This window comes from Amycolatopsis sp. CA-230715 (assembly GCF_018736145.1).
Lineage (GTDB): Bacteria > Actinomycetota > Actinomycetes > Mycobacteriales > Pseudonocardiaceae > Amycolatopsis.
In genome coordinates this window covers 9152561-9169348 of sequence record NZ_CP059997.1, presented here as the reverse complement: position 1 = coordinate 9169348, position 16788 = coordinate 9152561, and the positions used below count along the sequence as shown (strand labels likewise).

At 69.1% G+C, this 16788-nt stretch carries 17 protein-coding genes; 11 read left to right on the top strand and 6 right to left on the bottom strand.

Annotation, left to right across the window (positions count from 1 at the left end; all coding sequences use genetic code 11):
- Position 1: 1 nt before the first annotated feature.
- Positions 2-610, bottom strand: coding sequence for a TetR/AcrR family transcriptional regulator (locus HUW46_RS42695; RefSeq protein WP_215544333.1), 609 nt, complete (start codon positions 608-610; stop codon positions 2-4).
- A gap of 59 nt (positions 611-669) precedes the next feature.
- Here HUW46_RS42695 and HUW46_RS42690 point away from each other — a divergent pair, with 59 nt between their 5' ends.
- The gene (locus HUW46_RS42690; RefSeq protein WP_215544332.1) at positions 670-1380 is read left to right on the top strand and encodes an SDR family oxidoreductase; all 711 of its coding nucleotides are present in this window, start codon (positions 670-672) and stop codon (positions 1378-1380) included.
- A 1-nt stretch (position 1381) separates the two neighbouring features.
- Here HUW46_RS42690 and HUW46_RS42685 read toward each other — a convergent pair whose 3' ends face one another.
- Positions 1382-2167, bottom strand: a complete 786-nt coding sequence (locus HUW46_RS42685; protein ID WP_331477352.1) for a TetR/AcrR family transcriptional regulator — start codon at positions 2165-2167, stop codon at positions 1382-1384.
- A gap of 77 nt (positions 2168-2244) precedes the next feature.
- On the opposite strand from HUW46_RS42685, the gene HUW46_RS42680 reads away from it, so the two are divergent.
- From HUW46_RS42680 to HUW46_RS42670, 3 genes are all read left to right on the top strand, one after another.
- Positions 2245-3084: an NAD(P)H-binding protein gene (locus HUW46_RS42680; protein ID WP_215544330.1), complete on the top strand. Its 840-nt coding sequence runs from the start codon at positions 2245-2247 to the stop codon at positions 3082-3084.
- A 71-nt stretch (positions 3085-3155) separates the two neighbouring features.
- Positions 3156-6380, top strand: coding sequence for a GH92 family glycosyl hydrolase (locus HUW46_RS42675; protein ID WP_215544329.1), 3225 nt, complete (start codon positions 3156-3158; stop codon positions 6378-6380).
- A complete protein-coding gene (locus HUW46_RS42670; RefSeq protein ID WP_215544328.1) occupies positions 6377-8458 on the top strand; it encodes an FUSC family protein in 2082 nt (693 codons plus the stop codon). Before HUW46_RS42675 ends, HUW46_RS42670 begins: the two co-directional genes overlap by 4 nt.
- Here the strand turns inward: HUW46_RS42670 and HUW46_RS42665 are convergent.
- From HUW46_RS42665 to HUW46_RS42655, 3 genes are read right to left on the bottom strand one after another with little or no spacing between them, the layout of a single operon-like run.
- Positions 8455-9306: a TIGR03560 family F420-dependent LLM class oxidoreductase gene (locus HUW46_RS42665; RefSeq protein WP_215544327.1), complete on the bottom strand. Its 852-nt coding sequence runs from the start codon at positions 9304-9306 to the stop codon at positions 8455-8457. The two genes, HUW46_RS42670 and HUW46_RS42665, sit on opposite strands and share 4 nt — an antisense overlap.
- 9 nt (positions 9307-9315) lie before the next feature.
- Positions 9316-9681, bottom strand: a complete 366-nt coding sequence (locus tag HUW46_RS42660) for a VOC family protein (protein ID WP_215544326.1) — start codon at positions 9679-9681, stop codon at positions 9316-9318.
- 34 nt (positions 9682-9715) lie between these two features.
- The gene (locus HUW46_RS42655) at positions 9716-10120 is read right to left on the bottom strand and encodes a nuclear transport factor 2 family protein (protein ID WP_215544325.1); all 405 of its coding nucleotides are present in this window, start codon (positions 10118-10120) and stop codon (positions 9716-9718) included.
- A gap of 112 nt (positions 10121-10232) precedes the next feature.
- Here HUW46_RS42655 and HUW46_RS42650 point away from each other — a divergent pair, with 112 nt between their 5' ends.
- Positions 10233-10670 carry a MarR family winged helix-turn-helix transcriptional regulator gene (locus tag HUW46_RS42650; protein ID WP_215544324.1) on the top strand — a complete coding sequence of 146 codons (438 nt, stop codon included), beginning with the start codon at positions 10233-10235 and terminating at the stop codon, positions 10668-10670.
- Positions 10671-10773: 103 nt separating this feature from the next.
- Positions 10774-11763, top strand: coding sequence for a malate dehydrogenase (locus tag HUW46_RS42645; protein ID WP_215544323.1), 990 nt, complete (start codon positions 10774-10776; stop codon positions 11761-11763).
- Between the two features lie 63 nt (positions 11764-11826).
- Here the strand turns inward: HUW46_RS42645 and HUW46_RS42640 are convergent, their stop codons facing one another.
- Positions 11827-12528, bottom strand: a complete 702-nt coding sequence (locus HUW46_RS42640; protein ID WP_215544322.1) for a GNAT family N-acetyltransferase — start codon at positions 12526-12528, stop codon at positions 11827-11829.
- 114 nt (positions 12529-12642) lie between these two features.
- Between HUW46_RS42640 and HUW46_RS42635 the strand changes: the two genes are divergently transcribed.
- From HUW46_RS42635 to HUW46_RS42615, 5 genes are all read left to right on the top strand, one after another.
- Positions 12643-13428: an AraC family transcriptional regulator gene (locus HUW46_RS42635; RefSeq protein ID WP_215544321.1), complete on the top strand. Its 786-nt coding sequence runs from the start codon at positions 12643-12645 to the stop codon at positions 13426-13428.
- A gap of 133 nt (positions 13429-13561) precedes the next feature.
- Entirely contained in the window at positions 13562-14731 is a 1170-nt protein-coding gene (locus tag HUW46_RS42630; RefSeq protein WP_215544320.1) for a 4-hydroxybenzoate 3-monooxygenase, read from the top strand.
- Between the two features lie 50 nt (positions 14732-14781).
- Positions 14782-15345 (top strand): PadR family transcriptional regulator, encoded by a 564-nt coding sequence (locus HUW46_RS42625; RefSeq protein ID WP_215544319.1) that lies wholly within the window; start codon positions 14782-14784, stop codon positions 15343-15345.
- Positions 15346-15349: 4 nt separating this feature from the next.
- A complete protein-coding gene (locus tag HUW46_RS42620; RefSeq protein WP_215544318.1) occupies positions 15350-16276 on the top strand; it encodes a TIGR01777 family oxidoreductase in 927 nt (308 codons plus the stop codon).
- Positions 16273-16776, top strand: coding sequence for a hemerythrin domain-containing protein (locus HUW46_RS42615; protein ID WP_215544317.1), 504 nt, complete (start codon positions 16273-16275; stop codon positions 16774-16776). The genes HUW46_RS42620 and HUW46_RS42615 overlap by 4 nt, the downstream gene beginning before the upstream one ends.
- Positions 16777-16788 lie beyond the last annotated feature (12 nt).

The window sequence follows — 16788 nt, the reverse complement described above, 5'->3', positions numbered from 1 at the left end:
CTCAGTCCAGGCGGACCACACCGGCCAGCAACGGGATGACCATGCGGTCGAGCGTGTCGAGCCGCGCGCCGAGCCGGGTCGCGAGTTCGTCGCACGCGGGGAACCCGGTGATCACGCCCACCGCGGCGACGGCCTGGTCGAGGTCGAAACCGGTGCGCAGCCTGCCATCGGCGTCGAGTCTGCGGACGAACTCCGCGACGCGCTCGTACCGCCAGCCGTCCCTGCCTTCGAGCACTTCGCGGGCTTCCGGGTCCACCGCGGCGAGGCTGATGAGCCTGCGCAGGACGATCGGATCGACGCTCCAAAAGCGACAGAGTTCGGCGACCATCGTGCGGAACGCGCTGACCGGGTCGGGTGTCTCGGCCGCGCGCCGCATTCGTACGACGACTCGCGCGCGGTCCGCGACGTCCTCGGCGACGGCGTCGAGGAGCCCGAGCTTGGAGCCGAAGCGGCGGTACACGGTCACGCGGGTGACCCCGGCGTCGGCGGCGACCTGTTCGAGGCTCAGCCGGTGGAACCCGGCCTCGACGAGGTGCCGCCGCGTGGCGTCGAGGATGTTGCGCCGGGTTCGGGCCGCTCCAGCGGCCCGAAGGCCCGTTGTCTCCGGCATGGGTTTGATGTTACAACAAGTATCACATGATACGACTTGTAACATCACGGGAGATTCGCATGCCAGTCGCGCTCGTCACCGGTGCCAACCGGGGAATCGGCAAGGAAACCGCGCGTCAGCTCGTCGCGAACGGGATGGCGGTCCTGCTCGGCAGCCGCGATCCCGGCCTCGGCGAGGCGGCGGCGAAGGAGGTCGGCGCGCATGCGGTCCGGATCGACGTGACGGATCCGGCGACCGTACGGGCGGTGGCCGACCGGATCCGCGCGGATCACGGCGGGCTGGACGTTCTGGTGAACAACGCGGGGGCGATCGCGGAAGGCGTGCCGGCCGCGCTCACCGCGGCCCAGGTCCGGGACACCTTCGAGGTCAACGTCTTCGGCGTGGTCACCACGACCAACGCCATGCTGCCGCTGCTGCGCGCGGCCGCGGCACCGCGCGTCGTCAACGTGTCCAGCACCACCGGATCATTGGCGCTGACCAGTGCGGGCACCGACTTCGGCGGCGACGCGGATCGGCGGATGGCGTACGCCAGCTCGAAGGCGGCCCTGAACATGCTCACCATCCAGTACGCGCGCGCCTTCGCGAACGACCCTGGACTGGCCCATATCCGGGTCAACGCGGCGACACCGGGGTTCACCGCGACCGAGATGAACGGGCACCGCGGCACGCGCACGGTCGCCGAAGGCGCGCGGGTGATCGTCGACCTCGCGCTCGCCGAGGAAGGGCCGACCGGCGGGTTCTTCAACGACAAGGGACCGGTGCCGTGGTAGGTCAGTCCGCGGTATCTACTGTGGACACTATCGACGCGATGCCGTCGAGGATGCGTTCGAGGCCGAATGCGAAGGCGCACGAGGACTGGTCCGTCGCGCTGTCGTCGTAGCCGCCGTCGTTCCAGACCTGAACGATCGTCGGGTGCTCGGTGACGTCGAAGTACTTCTCCCAGAACGAAGACCGCCGCTGCCACCAGGTGTCCTCGGTCTCGCCGGTGAGCTGTTCCAGCCGCGCACGCCCGGCTTCCACGCCTGCCGCGGACTCGATCAGCCCCGCCACGGCGTTCGCCGCCGCCGCGAGGTCGCGCGGGCTCAGCCCGAGGTTCGCCATGGTGGACAGCAGGTATTCGTTGCCTGCCATCATCCCCGGCCCGAGGCTCGGCCGGATCATGGACACCTCCCGCACCCACGGATGGCGCCGGTACATCGCGCGCGTGCGATCGGCGTAGAGGCGGACCTGGTCGCGCCAGTCCTCCGGCCGTGGTTCGCCAGGCCGCGGGAACGCGCGCTCGCGGAGCACGACGTCCAGCATGAGGTCGATGAGTTCCTCTTTGGACGGAACGTAGGTGTAGAGCGTCATCGTGCCGACGCCGAGCGCCTTCGCGACGCAGTGCATCGACGTCGCGGCCATCCCGTTGGCGTCCGCGAGCTTCACCGCGGCGTCGACCACCTCGTCGATCGTGAACCGGGGCTTGCGGCCGCGCGCGGGCTCGGCGGGTCCGGCGTCGCGATCGCGCCAGAGCAGGGCGAGTGTCCGGTCGGGGTCGCCCCCACCGCTGTGTTCCATGGCCACAGCGGTGATCCTACATTCCCGTATGCTGTACGATTGAATTTAGGCGTACGGCATACGACAAAGGGGAGAGCATGACGATCCTGGTGACCGGGGCGACCGCCAGCGTGGGCAGGCTGGTCGTCGACGAGCTCGTGGCGGTCGGCGCGAAGGTCCGCGCGCTGACGGTGAATCCGGAGCGCGCGGCACTGCCCGACGGCGTGGAGGTGGCGAAGGGCTTCCTCGGCAAACCGCACACGCTCCCGGCCGCACTGGAGGGCGTCGACACCGTCTACCTCGCCCCGCTCGCGGGCACGGTCGAGGAATTCACCCGCCACGCGAAGGAAGCAGGCGTGCGGCGGGTCGTCGCACTCAGCGGTTTGAACGCCGACGACGATCCGCAGTTCCCCGGTTCCAGTGGGCCCGGCTACCACACCGTCGAGAAGGCGGTGGAGGCCGCGGGGTTCGACTGGACGTTCGTGCGACCGGGCGCGTTCATGATCAACACGACGGGGTGGGCCCACTCGATCCGAACGGAAAGCGTGGTGCGGGCGCCGTACGGTGCGGCGATGGTCAACCCGATCGACCTCGTGGACATCGCGGCCGTCGCGGCGAAGGCGATCGAGGACGAGGGCTACACCGGGCAGAAGCTCGACATCACCGGGCCTGGCGCGATGAGCCAGTTCGACCAGGTGAAGGCCATCAGCGCGGTGCTGGGCAGGGAAATCCGGTTCGAGGAACTGACCCACGCCGAGGCGAAGGCGCAGTACGCCCAATGGGGGCTCGGCGAGGACACGGCCGAATGGCTCATCGGCGGGTTCGCCGCCGCGGTCGACCAGCCCGATCCCACGACGCCGACGGTCGAGCGCGTGCTCGGCCGCACGGCGCGGACCTACGCGCAGTGGGCGGAGGCCAACGCGGACGAGTTCCGCTGATCAGACCGGGGGTGAGCCGGTGCGCACCGGCCGTGCGAGCGGTGCGCACCGGCGCCGATTACGGTTGTCCCGTGATCGGCAACCAGTTCTTCTCCTCCTTCGAGGACGGTGATCCGCAGCCGCGTGCATCCGGGGGAACGCGGATCCGGATCGGGGGCGGGCCGGAGCGGTCACCGACCGCGAAGACCGGCGTGGGCTTCACCGGGACGCGTGCGCTGCGCTACGCCGTCACCGGGTTCACCCGCACCGTCCTGTTCGACGTGGCGGTCCCAGTCACCGAGCTGACCGAACTGTCCTATCTGGTCTTCCCCGAGGCCGGTGAGCACCGCTACCGCGCGACCTTCGTCGCGGTCGACGTCGAGTTCGACGACGGGGCCACCCTGTCCGGCCTCGGCGGTCTGGACCAGCACGGGTTCGGGATGTCCGCGCTGGCGCAGGGCACTTCGAAGGCGCTGTACGTGGACCAGTGGAACGCGGTGCGCTGCGATCTCGGCGCGATCGCGGCGGGCAGGACGGTCCGGTCGATCGTGCTCACCACCGACGCGCCCGCGGCGGGCGGCGAAGCGGTCGGCTGGCTCGACGACGTGCGGCTCGGCGTGCGGGCGCCGCGGCGCGGGCGCGAGCCGGTCGACTACGTGCGCACCACGCGCGGCACCCATTCGAGCGGGGAGTTCTCGCGCGGCAACACCTTTCCGGCCACCGCCGTGCCGCACGGGTTCAACTTCTGGACACCGGTCACCGACGCGTCCTCGACGAGCTGGTTCTACGAGTACCACCGCCGCAACACCGACGCGAACCTCCCGGCGCTCGAAGCGTTCGGGCTCAGCCACCAGCCGAGCCCGTGGATGGGCGACCGGCACACGTTCCACTTCATGCCGGGTGTCGGCGAGGTGACCACGGACCGCAAGGCGCGCGCACTGACGTTCCGCCACGAGGACGAAACCGATCTTCCGCACCACTACGCGGTGAACTTCGGCAACGGCGTGCGGACCGAGATCGCCCCCACCGAGCACGCCGCGATCGTCCGGTTCACCTTCCCGAGCCTGCCCGGCTGGGTCGTGTTCGACAACGCCGCGAACCGCGGCCGCCTCCGCGTCGACCCGATGACCGGCACCTTCACCGGGTACACGCGGGTGCGCAGCAGGTTGTCGGCGGGCGCGCGGCGGATGTACGTCCACGGCACGTTCGACCGGCCCGCGGTGAACGGCGGTCGGGTGCGGAAACCCGCGCGAAAACTGTTGTGGCGCAAGGTGACCGGGTACCTCGCGTTCGATTCGCTCGAGGTCACGATGCGGATCGCGACCTCGTTGATCAGCAGCAGCCAGGCGAAGCGGAACCTGGAGCAAGAGATTCCCGAAGGGACTCCGTTCGACCGCGTCCGCGACGACGCGCGCCGCGCATGGCAGGACGTGCTGGGCAAAGTGGAGCTCGAAGGCGCCACCGAGGACCAGCTCACCACGTTCTACTCGTGCCTGTACCGCCTGTTCCTCTATCCGAACTCGGCACACGAGTTCACCGGCGAGCGGACCGGGTACCGGCACGCGAGCCCGGTGGTCAAGCGCCGGTGGCCGAGCACCCGGCGGCGGACCGGCGCCAAGGTGGTGCCGGGCAAGCTGTACGTCAACAACGGGTTCTGGGACACCTACCGCACCACCTGGCCCGCCTACGCCCTGCTCGCGCCGAGCCGCTGCGGTGACCTCGTCGAGGGGTTCGTGCAGCAGTACCGGGAAGGCGGCTGGATCGCGCGCTGGTCCTCCCCCGGCTACGCGAACCTGATGACCGGCACCAGCTCCGACGTCGCCTTCGCCGACGCCTACCTCAAAGGCGTACGGAACTTCGACGTGGCATCCGCCTACGACGCGGCGCTCAAGAACGCCACCGTCACGCCGCTGAGCAAGAGCGTCGGCAGGCGCGGCCTCGCCGAATCGATCTTCCGCGGGTTCACCGCGACGTCCGTCCACGAAGGACTGTCGTGGGCGTTGGAGGGCTGCGTCAACGACTTCGGCATCGCGAACCTGTCGCAGGCGCTCTACGAAGAGTCCACACGCGACGATCCACGGCGGACGGAGTACCGGGACAACGCGGCGTACTTCCGCCAGCGCGCACTCCAGTACGTCAACCACTTCGACGAGCGCGTCGGGTTCTTCCAGGGTCGCGACGCGAAGGGGAACTGGCGGCACTCCCCCGCCACCTACGACCCGGTGCCGTGGGGCGGCGACTACACCGAGACGAACGGCTGGAACACCGCGTTCTCGGCGCCGCACGACGGGGACGGGCTGGCGAGCCTGCACGGCGGCCCCGCCAAGCTGGAGTCCGTTTTGGACGCCTTCTTCGCCACACCCGAGACCGGGCGCGCGCCAGGGGCTTACGGCGGCGTGATCCACGAGATGACCGAGGCCTGCGACGTGCGGCTTGGTCAGTACGGCCATTCCAACCAGCCGTCGCACCACATCCCCTACATCTACAACCACGCGGGCGCGCCGTCGAAGGCGCAGGCCGTGCTCAGGGAGGTGCTGGCCCGCTGCTATGTCGGCAGCGAGATCGGCCAGGGCTACCCCGGCGACGAGGACAACGGCGAAATGTCCGCGTGGTACGTGTTCAGCGCGCTCGGGTTCTACCCGCTCGCGGTCGGCAGCCCGCACTACGCGATCGGGTCGCCGCTGTTCGAGAAGGCGATCGTGCACCTGGAGAACGGCAACGACGTGGTGATCACCGCGCGCGGGAACAACCCCGGCTCGGTCTACGTGGAAAGCCTGCACGTCAACGGGAAGCCGCACGACGCGACCACCATCTCGCACGCGACGCTCAGCGCGGGCGCCGTGCTCGACTTCGCGATGTCGCCGACCCCGACGGCATGGGGCCGCGGCGTCGAAGACCGAGGCGAGCGCCGGTGGCCGCTGCGCGACCTGGCCGGGCACGGCCGTGCCGCGGACGGCACCGACGTCACCGCGCTCTTCGACGACACGACCAGGACCGAGGTCCGGTTCCGGTCGGCCACGCCGCTCATCGAGTTCACAGTGGACGGTGCACCGGATGCCGCGCTGATGTACACGCTGACCTCGGGCGCCAGGCCGGGCGATCCGCGCTCCTGGATCCTCGAAGGGTCCGCGGACGGCAAGTCCTGGCACGCCCTCGACGAGCGCCGCGACGAGGTGTTCCGCTGGCGACGGCAAACGCGGCCCTTCACCGTCACCGAGCCCGGCCCCTACCGCCACTACCGGTTGCGCGTGCTCGCGGCGACCGGCCGTCGGCTCGGGCTGGCGCAGTGGGAGCTCCTCGCGGGTGGTGCGCGTTGATCAAACGGTTGTGGGATTCGGCTCGCGACCGGATCGTCGCCTCCGACCCCGGGTTCGTCCGGCTGCGCCTCGCCTTCTCCGCGGTGCTGGGGATCGTCATCGCGGTCGCGGTCATGGCGCCGCTCGGGATGCCGATGACGATCATCCTGGTGGCCGCGATCTCCGCGATGGTCTCGGCCTTCACCGTCAGCGACCCCGAACCGGCTCAGCAGGCGGTGACCCTGCTGCTGGTGCTCGTGGCAGGCGCTACCGCGCTCACCGTCGCGAGCCTCGGCACCTCCTTGCCGCCGCTGGACAGCATCTTGTTCGTGCTGCTCATCTTCGTCGCGGTGTACGGGCAGCGGTTCGGCTCGCGCGGCATCGCGCTCGGGTCCGTCACGTTCTTCCTGTTCTTCTTCTCGATGTTCCTGCAGACCCATCTCAAGCAGGTGCCGTCGCTGCTGCTCGCGCTCGTCGTCGGGCTCGGCGCGAACGCGCTCGTCCGGTTCGTGCTGCTGCGCCACAAACCGGAGAGCGAGTTCTACCGGATCAGGCTCGCCTTCCGCGCGCGGCTGGCCGCCGTCATCCGCGCCGCCGAGAGCTATCTCGCGAACAACGGCTCCGGCCGCGCCACAACGCAGCTGCGGCGGGCGAACGAGCGGCTCCACGAGGTGGTGCTGCTGATCGAGGACGCGGCGACCGACGTGATCGGGGACCGTGCCGCGGACGCGTTGCGGCGGCGCGCGATCGAGGTCGAGCTCGCCGTCCAATGGCTCGCGATCACGACGACACGGACCTGCGCGGAGACCCTGACCGCCGAGACGCGCGACGACCTGATCGACCGCCTCCGGCGCTTCCGCGCGCTGATGGAGCGCGACCCGCGCGAACTGCCGTTGATCAGCGAAACCGGCGAGTTCAGCAAGATGCTGGTCGAGGGCAGCAGGCTCGCCGACACCCCGAGGCCTGGCGACGAACTCCGCAAGGCGATCGCCGAACTCGCCCTCGCCGACGTCAACGCGCAGCGCATCGCGCAACGCGACTACTCGGCCGAAGTCGAGCACCCGGTCGAGGAGGAAGAGGACGAGAAGACCAAGGTCTTCGCCTACGACAACCAGACCCGCAGCGCGATCCAAGCCGTCGTCGGCGGCGGGCTCGCCGTGTTCGGCGGCGAGCTGATCTCGCACCAGCGGTGGTACTGGGCGGTGCTGACCGTGTTCGTGGTGTTCATCGGCTCGTCCACCGCGGGCGCGACCTTCGTCAAGGGCGCGCGCCGCCTCGCGGGCACGCTGATCGGCATCTTCGGCGGGATGCTGCTCGCGGTCGTGTTCTCCGGCAACACACCGGCGACCCTCGCCGGCATCCTCGTGTGCGTGTTCGGCATGGTGTACATGTCGCGGGTTTCCCAGGTGGTGATGGCGTTCTTCATCACCTCGATGCTCGGGCTGCTGTACAGCCTGCTCGGCACGTTCAGCATCGAGGTGCTGTGGATCCGGGTGGCCGAGACCGCGATCGGCGGCGCCGCCGGCGTGCTGGCGGCCGTCGTGATCGTGCCGGTCCACACGCGCTCGGTCATGCTCGACGACGTCGACACGACGCTCGACGACGTCCGCACGTTCCTGGAGCGGACCACGGAACTGTTGGCTGGCACCGAAAACGTGAACCTCATCGAGCTGAGCCGCGAGCTCGACCGCGACGTCGAGCAGCTGCGCACCACGGTCGAGCCGCTCACCCACCCCATCAACCTCAGGACCGCGCGCCGCGACTACGGCTGGCACGTGCTGACCACATTGGACACCGTGGCCTTCCGCGCCCGCCACGTGGCGGCGCGGGCCCAGCCCGGACAGCTCGCCGGTGTCGACGACGACCGGCTGCACCTGTTCACCGGCAGGCTGCTGGCCAACATCGACGTGCTCCGCCGGGCGCTCGCCGCACCGGGCGGGCGCGCGCCCGGCACACTCGTCCGCGATGACGGCACTCCCGTCTCGGATCGGGTCGTGCACGCCGAAACCCGCGCGGTGCTGTCGAGCTTGAGCCACCTCGACGAAGCGCTCATCGCGCTCGGGCGCGTCTTCGTCGTCGACGGGACAGCGGCGCGCTAAGCCACCAGGCTCGCGGCTTTCCCCAACGTCTCGATCCCGGCGACCGACCACGGGCCAGCCGAGATCACCACCGCGTGGTCGATCCCCCAGTCGGCGAACTCCGCGCAGCGAGCGGCGAACTCGGCCGCGGACTCGCCGGGTGAGAGCCGGGTGCTGATGGTCTTCTCGATGTCCGAATAGGACCGCCCGAGGTCTTCGCAGTGGCGTGCGAGCACGGAAAGCTTGTGCCGCACCGTTTTTCCGCCATCCGGGATGTCGAACACGTTGCAGGCGTCCGCGTACCGAGCGACCATCCGCAGCGTTTTCTTCTCGCCCGTTCCGCCGATCAGCAGCGGCGGGCGGCGCACCGGCCGCGGCTCGCTGATCGGACGGTCGAGCCGGTAGTGCTCGCCCGCGAACGCCGAGGAGTCCCCCGCCCACATCCGCAGTGCCAGTTGGACGGTCTCCTCCATCCGTTCGAACCGTTCGGCCAGCGGCGGGAACGGCAGGCCCATCGCCAGCGCTTCGCCCTCGTGGTGACCGGTGCCGATCCCGAAGCGCGCCCGCCCGCCGGACAGGACGTCCAAAGTGGTCACGGCCTTGATCAGCAGGGCGGGCGGCCGGAACGTCACGGCGGACACCATGGTGCCGAGGTTGATCCGGTTCGTCCTCGCAGCAAGGAAACCCAGTGTCGTGTACGCCTCCAGCATCGCCGAATCCTCGGTGCTGTGCGGATCGGCCTGCAGCAGGTGATCGGCGACCCACGCGGTGTCCAGGCCCGCGTCCTCCGCGGCCACGACGACCGAGACCAGCTCCTCGACCAGGTTCTCGGGCCACGAGAAGTCCGTGACCCCGATGCTTAACCGCATGACTTCTCCTCAGGCTCGCGTGAGCAGTTCAAGGTTGTGGCCGTCCGGATCGGCGAAGTAGACGCCCCGGCCGCCGTGGAGGTGGTTGATCTCACCGGGCGTGGAGTGGAACGGATCGGCCCAGTACGCGATGCCCGCCGTCTCGATCCTGGCCATCGCGGCGTCGAATTCGGTGTCGCCGACCAGGAACGCGTAGTGCTGGCTGGTCACCTCGTCGACCTGCAGGTAGTCCAGCGTGACGCCGTTCGCGAGGCGGATGGGCGCGAAGGGACCGGTGACCGGATCCACTTCGAGGCCGAGAATCCCGGCAAGGAACGCCGCGGACGCGTCGCGGTCGGAAGCGCACACGATGGTGTGGTTCAGTTCGATGCTCATGGCTCCTCCGCTGGGAAGAACACGTCGTCGGCACTCATCGCGCACCGCCCTGGTTCGCGAAGGGCGACGGCCCGCCGATCGGGCTCAGGTGGATCCCGGCCAGCAGCCAGCGCTCTCCGTCGCGCACCAGCACGTGCGTGGCGCGGAACCGTCCGTTGGCCGGATTCCCTTGGTGCGAGGCCACTTGTGCGTGCACACCGATCGCGATCGCGGTCTGCCCGAGATCGCGTACCTCGACGTCTTCCCAGGCGAGCGACTCGGTGACCAAGGCCCCGCCGCCGTAGCGCTGGAGCCACTGCGCCTTGTCCAGCACGAAACCCAGCGGCCCGACCAGCCGGAAGCCGTCGGTGGTCAACTCGTCGAGAACGGCGGTGTCGCCCCGTTCTTCGGCCGCGGCCCAGCGGCGACCCAGTTCGAGTACCTGCTCAGTGGTGTTCATTGGCCTTCCCATCGTTCGATGTGGACTCGGTGCGACGCCCACAACATTAGATATCTAACCGTTTGATGTCAAACGCTTAGAACCACTCGTTGTCTGCGGTACGGTGTCCCCCGTGCCAGCACCCGCCATCGCGCCCATCGGCGTCGTCCTCTCCCGCACCGCCAAGACGGCGAGCCGCGCCTTCGACCAGGCCCTCGCCGCCGCGGGCGGCTCGCAGCCCGTTTGGCAGATCCTGATCTCGCTCAAGACCAGCCCCGTTGCGAACCAGCGCGAGCTCGCCGACGCCGTCGGGATCCAGGGCGCCACGCTCACCCATCACCTCAACGGCATGGAAACGGCGGGGCTCGTCACCCGGCGTCGTGACCCGGAGAACCGGCGCGTCCACCTCGTCGAACTCACCGAAGACGGCGAAGCGCTGTTCCACCGGCTCGCTTCGGCGGCGATCGCGCACGACAAGCGCATGCGAAAAGGGCTCAGTGAAGCCGAAATCGCGACGCTGGCCGATCTGCTGCACCGGCTCGCCGAGAACGTGTCGAACGGCGGCCACTGACCGGATCGATCCAGCAGAGTGACTGGGCGCACCCGTGCGGCAACGGGGAGACGGGATAGGCTCCGAGGTACTAGCCAAAGTCGTCTCAAGCTGGAGTACCGCAATGACCCAAGCCCCTGTCAACGTCACCGTCACCGGCGCGGCCGGCCAGATCGGGTACGCGCTGCTGTTCCGCATCGCCTCCGGTCAGCTGCTCGGCCAGGACACCCCGGTGCGGCTGCGGCTCCTGGAGATCCCGCAGGCGGTCAAGGCGGCCGAGGGCACGGCGCTCGAGCTCGAAGACGGCGCGTTCCCGCTCCTCGCGGGCACGGACATCTTCGACGACGCGAAGAAGGCTTTCGAGGGCACCAACGTGGCGCTGCTCGTCGGCGCCCGTCCCCGCACCAAGGGCATGGAGCGCGGCGACCTGCTCGAGGCCAACGGCGGCATCTTCAAGCCGCAGGGCGAGGCCATCAACGCGGGTGCCGCGGACGACATCAAGGTGCTCGTGGTCGGCAACCCGGCCAACACCAACGCGCTCATCGCCCAGTCGCACGCGCCCGACGTCCCGGCCGACCGCTTCACCGCGATGACCCGCCTCGACCACAACCGCGCGCTCGCGCAGCTGTCGAAGAAGCTCGGCGTGCCGGTCTCGGAGATCAAGAAGCTGGCGATCTGGGGCAACCACTCCGCCACCCAGTACCCGAGCATCTTCCACGCCGAGGTCGCGGGCAAGAACGCCGCCGAGGCCGTCAACGACCAGGCCTGGATCGCCGACGACTTCATCCCGACCGTCGCGAAGCGCGGCGCCGCCATCATCGAGGCGCGCGGCGCCTCCTCGGCCGCCTCCGCCGCTTCCGCCGCGATCGACCACGTGTACACCTGGGTCAACGGCACCGCGGACGGCGACTGGACCTCCGCCGGTGTCGTGTCCGACGGCTCCTACGGCGTGCCGGAGGGCCTCATCTCGTCCTTCCCGGTCACCGCCAAGAACGGCAAGTACGAAATCGTGCAGGGCCTCGAAATCGACGACTTCTCCCGCCAGCGCATCGACGCCTCCGTGCAGGAACTCACCGAAGAGCGCGACGCCGTCAAGAAGCTCGGCCTGGTCTGACATACCGGGTTTTCGGTGGCGGGCCGGGGTTTCCGGCCCGCCACCGCTGTTTTCCGGTTCGGATCAAGCCGGGCGCAGCGGGGTTCGTTGGGTGCCTTCGGCGTCGAAGTTGTCCGGGTGCAGCCAGGCGGTGAAGCGGTCTCGAACGGCGGGCCATTCGCTGTCGATGATCGAGTACCACGCGGTGTCGCGGTTGCGGCCCTTGACCACGGTCGCCTGCCGGAACGTGCCCTCGTAGGAGAACCCGAGTCGTTCGGCCGCGGCACGGGATCCGGCGTTGAGGGCGTCGCACTTCCATTCGAACCGGCGGTAGCCCAGATCGTCGAGAACATGGCTCGCCAGCAAGTACTGCGCCTCGGTGGCGGCGCGGCCGCGTTGCAGCAGCGGGGAATAGTGGACGTGGCCGACCTCGGCGACGCCGAACTCGGGCTGGATCCGCAACAAGCTGAGCACCCCGACCGCGGCGGGCTCCCGCCGGTCGGTGCTCACGATCGCGTAGAACAGCGGATCTTGGCCGTCCTGGACCTGCTCGACCCACCGCCGGTAGTCGGCGAACGCGGTGAACGGGCCGTACGGCAGGTAGGTCCAGCTCTCCCCCGCGGTGTCGAGCTGATCGGCCTCGAACAGCGCCTCGGCGTGCCGATGCGAGTCCAACCGCTCCAGGCGACAGTAGCGCCCCTTGAGCAACGGCGTGGTCGGGGCTGATCGCGGGGTCCAGCCGGACAGGGCATGTCCGATCGGCTGGCCGAGTTCGTTGGTGCGCATGCACGGATGCTCGCACCACGCAATGGCCTTTCCTAAGGTCCATTTCTAGCGTAATTCAAGATTCCACTAGGTTTCGCGGCCACGGCTGGCGAGTCGCCGGTAAGGTCGTAGCCGATGCAGAAATCCCGCCAATCCTTCGACCCGTCCATAGTGCGGGGTGGGACGACGCCGCAGGGCGGTGGCTGGATCCCGCGCGGGTTCCGCCTCGAAAGCCACTCCCATCCCGACGGGCAGCTGGTGTACGCGGCCGCCGGGGCTTTCGCCACCACGACCGAATACGGGACGTGGGTGGCGCCCGCCAACCGGGTCACCTGGACGCCGCCGGGTTTCGAGCATTCGCACCGCTTCTACGGCGGGACCGATGCCCGCACCCTCGCCATCCCCGCCGACGAGTGCGGCTCCCTGGCGGCACATCCCTGCGTGTTCGCGGTGTCGCCGTTGCTGCGCGAGAGCATTCTGGCGCTGACCGGCCACCGGGTCCGGTCAGCCGACGCCCAGCGGCGGTTGCGCGCGGTCGTGCTCGATGAGCTCGGCGAGGTTCCCGGGCAGTCGTTGCACCTGCCGGAGCCGCGCGACGACCGGCTGCGCGCCGTCGCCGATCTGCTGCACGCCGATCCCGGCCGGAACATGACCCTGGCTGAACTGGGCCGCACGGCCGGGTCGAGCGAACGCACGCTCAGCCGCCTGTTCCACGCCGACCTCGGCATGAGCTTCCACCGCTGGCGCACCATCCTGCGCATCCACCACGCCCTGTTCCAGCTCACCGAGGGCAGCTCCGTCACCGACACCGCGGTCGCCTGCGGGTGGTCGAACCCGTCGACCTTCATCGACGCGTTCACCGCCGTCGTCGGGCAGACCCCCGGTCGCTACCAGGCCGAGCTCCGCGCTCGCGCCGAGTAGCGCCGAAGTTGGCGGGTTTCCGTTATCGGGTGCCCGGTTACCGGTGGACCGCAAATGGCGCGAAGGGTCAAGGTGGTAATCGACAGTTCACGCGTCGACCCGGTTGTCGGCGTTCATTCCTTTCGGAGAGCACATGACTCAGGCAGACGAGCACACCACCGTGGTCATCGTGGGCGGCGGGGTCGCGGGGCTCGCGCTCGGCACCTTCCTCCTGCGCAGCGGAATCCGTTGTGCCGTCTTGGAAAAGCACAGTCGCGAGTACGTCGAGAACCGGCAGCGAGCCGGTTCTCTCAACGGCCGCGGGGTGCGCATGCTGCGCGAATGGGGAGCGGAAGAGGTCCTCGAAGGGCCTCGCCACAATTCCTCCGGCGGCGCGGTTCCGTTGATAATCGACGGCGAAGAACGCGAATGGCAGGTGGAAGACCCCGAAGACACCGCGGGGGCCTTCGTCCCGCAGCAGGTCCTCGTCCGGAACCTCATCAGGATGTTCCTGCGCGACGGCGGCGACCTCCGCTTCGAGGCCGAGGACGTTTCACTGGAAGGCCTCGACACCGAACATCCCCTGGTGCGCTACCGGGACGCCGCCGGTACGAGCAAGGTGATCGGCTGCGATTTCGTCGCGGGCAGCGACGGCTACCAGGGGGTCAGCAGGACGGCGATACCCGACGGTTTCCTCAGCTGCCACACGCACGAGTTCGGGTACGCCTGGCTGACCGTCATGACGGAGGTGCCAGCCGATCCGCTGGCCGTGATGGCGGTGCACCCACGTGGTTTCGCCGCGCAGATCACCCGCGGGCCGAACGCGAGCCGCGTCTACCTGCAGTGCCCGGTCACCGACACCGTCGACGACTGGCCGGACGAGCGCGTCTGGACCGAACTCGGCGCGCGGTTCTGCACGACCGTGCCGAGGGGACCGATCGTCACGAAGCAGGTCGTGCCCCTGCGCGGCGTGGTGTTCAGCCCCATGAGCTACGGCAGGCTCCACCTCGTCGGGGACGCGGCGCACCTCATTTCCCCGATGAGCGCGGAAGGAATGAGCCTCGCACTGCACGACGCCGAGGCGCTCGCGCGCGCGATCGTCCAGCAGGTCGAAAAGGACGACCCGAGCCTGCTGGAGAGCTACTCGGACACCTGCCTGACCCACACCTGGGAACGCCAGGCAGCCGCGATCTGGACGACCGACGCGATGCACGACTCCGGTGACAGCACCTATCGCGGGGAGTTCCTCAAACGTGTCGCCAGGGCGAACCTGGAAAACCTCGTCCGGCCACGCGAGGCGAAGGGCTCAACTTCGGTGGCCTGACCGAAGCTCGCCAGATTGCTCGCGTTTGATTAATCAGGTATGACTAACTGGTGAGCTCAACGAGACTGTTCGTCCTTGGCCATCTGGCACTCCGCGGCCCCATGCACGGTCACCAGATCCGGCGCGCGGCACAGCTGGACCACGTCGACCGGTGGACGAACATCAAGCCCGGTTCGCTGTACGGCGCGTTGCAGCGGATGGACACCGAAGGCCTGGTCCGCAAGGTCCGCACGGAGCAGGAAGGGGGGCGTCCGCAGCGCACGGTGTACGAGATCACCGAGGAAGGACGGCACGAGCTGGTGGTCCAGCGCGCGGCGGCCCTGCGCGAAGCGCGGCTGAGCCCCGATCCGATCGATCTGGCGCTCGGGCACGTCGCGGGTATGACCGAGGACGCGGTCCGCTCGGCCATCGAGGACCGCCGCGCGTCGCTCGGGCACCAGCACCAGGAGATGTGCCACCTGCGCGAGGAAGCTGCCGCGTACCTCAGCGCGATGGAAAAGATGATCTTCGAACACACCTTGCGCAGGCTTCGCCTCGAGATCGACTGGCACGACGACCTCCTCGGCCAGCTTCCGGCGCTGCTGGTCGATCCGTCCCGCGACACCGTGGAGTGAGGCGATGACCGAACGGATCGTCATGACCGGCGGAACCGGACTCGTCGGCAAAGCCGTTGCCGCCGCGTTGATCGACAGCGAGTACGAGGTGGTGCTGCTGGCGAGGGACCTGGACCGGGCCAGGTCCCTCGTGCCGAACGCCGCCGGATATCTCCCCTACCGCTCCGGCGAACGCGGCGGCTGGGAGACCGCGCTCGCCGGAGCGGACCACGTGGTCAACTTGGCGGGCGCCCCGGTGTTCAAACCCTTCACCGGCCGACGGCACCTGCGGAAGGTCACCGCGCAACGCATCGAGGGCGCACTCCAGCTCGTCGCCGCGATCCACCGCGCACCGAACGGCCCGCGGACCCTGCTCAACGCGTCCTCGGTCGGTGTCTACGGGTTCGGCGCTCCCGCGGACGGACTGGTCGACGAGAAGACCGCACCAATCCCCGGAGAGCACACGCGAGGATCACGGGAATGGGAAACCGCCGCGGCCGCCGAACCGGCGGCACGGACTGTGTTGCTGCGCCTCAGTTTCGTGCTCACCGGGAACGGCGGCGGGCTGAAGTGGCAGCTCGATCAGGCGCGCAAAGGCAGGTCCTCGTACTTCGCGCCAGGATCGCAATGGCTGCCCTGGATCCACCTCGACGACGTCGTCGCGTTCGTGCGGCGGGCACTGGGCGACGACAGCTGGAAGGGTGCCTACAACTTGGTCGCACCGGAGCACGTTCGCAGCCGGGAGTTCGCCGAAACGCTGGCGCGGGCGACTGCGGCCGATCCACCGCGCAGATCGCCCGCGCTGCTCGCGCGGCTCTTCGTCGGGGCAGGCGCCGACATCGTGCTCGGCGGCCGTCGCGTCACACCGGCGCGCCTGCTCGAGTCCGGCTTCGAATTCCGGTACCCCGATCTCGCGGGCGCCCTGCGGGAGTGCGCAGGAGCAGCCAAATGACCCGAGACCGAGTCATCGCCTGGAAGTTCGAGCTGCAGACGATCCACCACCGCCTCGAACGCGAACTCAAACGGATCGACCGTGAACTGAACCGCGCACGCACGACGAAAACCACGACGTCCCTGTCCACCGATCTCCTCGCGCACTGCCACGGATTCTGCTCGGCGCTCACCGACCATCACGTACGCGAGGACAATGGCCTCTTCGCGCGCCTTCTCGCCGAGTGCCCGGAGTTGAAACCCACGATCGAGCGGCTCAAAGCCGATCACCTCGTGCTCGCGGAGCTGATCGCCGAATTCGAGCAACTCCTCGACGACCGGTCGTCGAACGGCACCACGACAGCGCACGGCTTGCGCGCGCAGCTCCACCGCCTGCACCAGCGGATGAGCGAACACTTCGGTCGAGAAGAAGCCACACTCAACGCCGCGCTCGACAAGCTCGTGACCACCCGTGCCGAGGCTTACGAACTCGCCGGCGACGGGCGCCCTCCTACCCCGTGAAGTCCCGCCGGG

What these genes read in the sequence shown, in the direction of transcription:
- HUW46_RS42635 (WP_215544321.1), top strand. Translation starts at nt 12,643, where the DNA reads ATGCAGAAATCCCGCCAATCCTTCGACCCGTCCATAGTGCGGGGTGGG.
- HUW46_RS42685 (WP_331477352.1), bottom strand. Translation starts at nt 2,167, where the DNA reads ATGGAACACAGCGGTGGGGGCGACCCCGACCGGACACTCGCCCTGCTC.
- HUW46_RS42630 (WP_215544320.1), top strand. Translation starts at nt 13,562, where the DNA reads ATGACTCAGGCAGACGAGCACACCACCGTGGTCATCGTGGGCGGCGGG.
- HUW46_RS42660 (WP_215544326.1), bottom strand. Translation starts at nt 9,681, where the DNA reads ATGAGCATCGAACTGAACCACACCATCGTGTGCGCTTCCGACCGCGAC.
- HUW46_RS42680 (WP_215544330.1), top strand. Translation starts at nt 2,245, where the DNA reads ATGACGATCCTGGTGACCGGGGCGACCGCCAGCGTGGGCAGGCTGGTC.
- HUW46_RS42615 (WP_215544317.1), top strand. Translation starts at nt 16,273, where the DNA reads ATGACCCGAGACCGAGTCATCGCCTGGAAGTTCGAGCTGCAGACGATC.
- HUW46_RS42655 (WP_215544325.1), bottom strand. Translation starts at nt 10,120, where the DNA reads ATGAACACCACTGAGCAGGTACTCGAACTGGGTCGCCGCTGGGCCGCG.
- HUW46_RS42665 (WP_215544327.1), bottom strand. Translation starts at nt 9,306, where the DNA reads ATGCGGTTAAGCATCGGGGTCACGGACTTCTCGTGGCCCGAGAACCTG.
- HUW46_RS42640 (WP_215544322.1), bottom strand. Translation starts at nt 12,528, where the DNA reads ATGCGCACCAACGAACTCGGCCAGCCGATCGGACATGCCCTGTCCGGC.
- HUW46_RS42620 (WP_215544318.1), top strand. Translation starts at nt 15,350, where the DNA reads ATGACCGAACGGATCGTCATGACCGGCGGAACCGGACTCGTCGGCAAA.
- HUW46_RS42645 (WP_215544323.1), top strand. Translation starts at nt 10,774, where the DNA reads ATGACCCAAGCCCCTGTCAACGTCACCGTCACCGGCGCGGCCGGCCAG.
- HUW46_RS42690 (WP_215544332.1), top strand. Translation starts at nt 670, where the DNA reads ATGCCAGTCGCGCTCGTCACCGGTGCCAACCGGGGAATCGGCAAGGAA.
- HUW46_RS42695 (WP_215544333.1), bottom strand. Translation starts at nt 610, where the DNA reads ATGCCGGAGACAACGGGCCTTCGGGCCGCTGGAGCGGCCCGAACCCGG.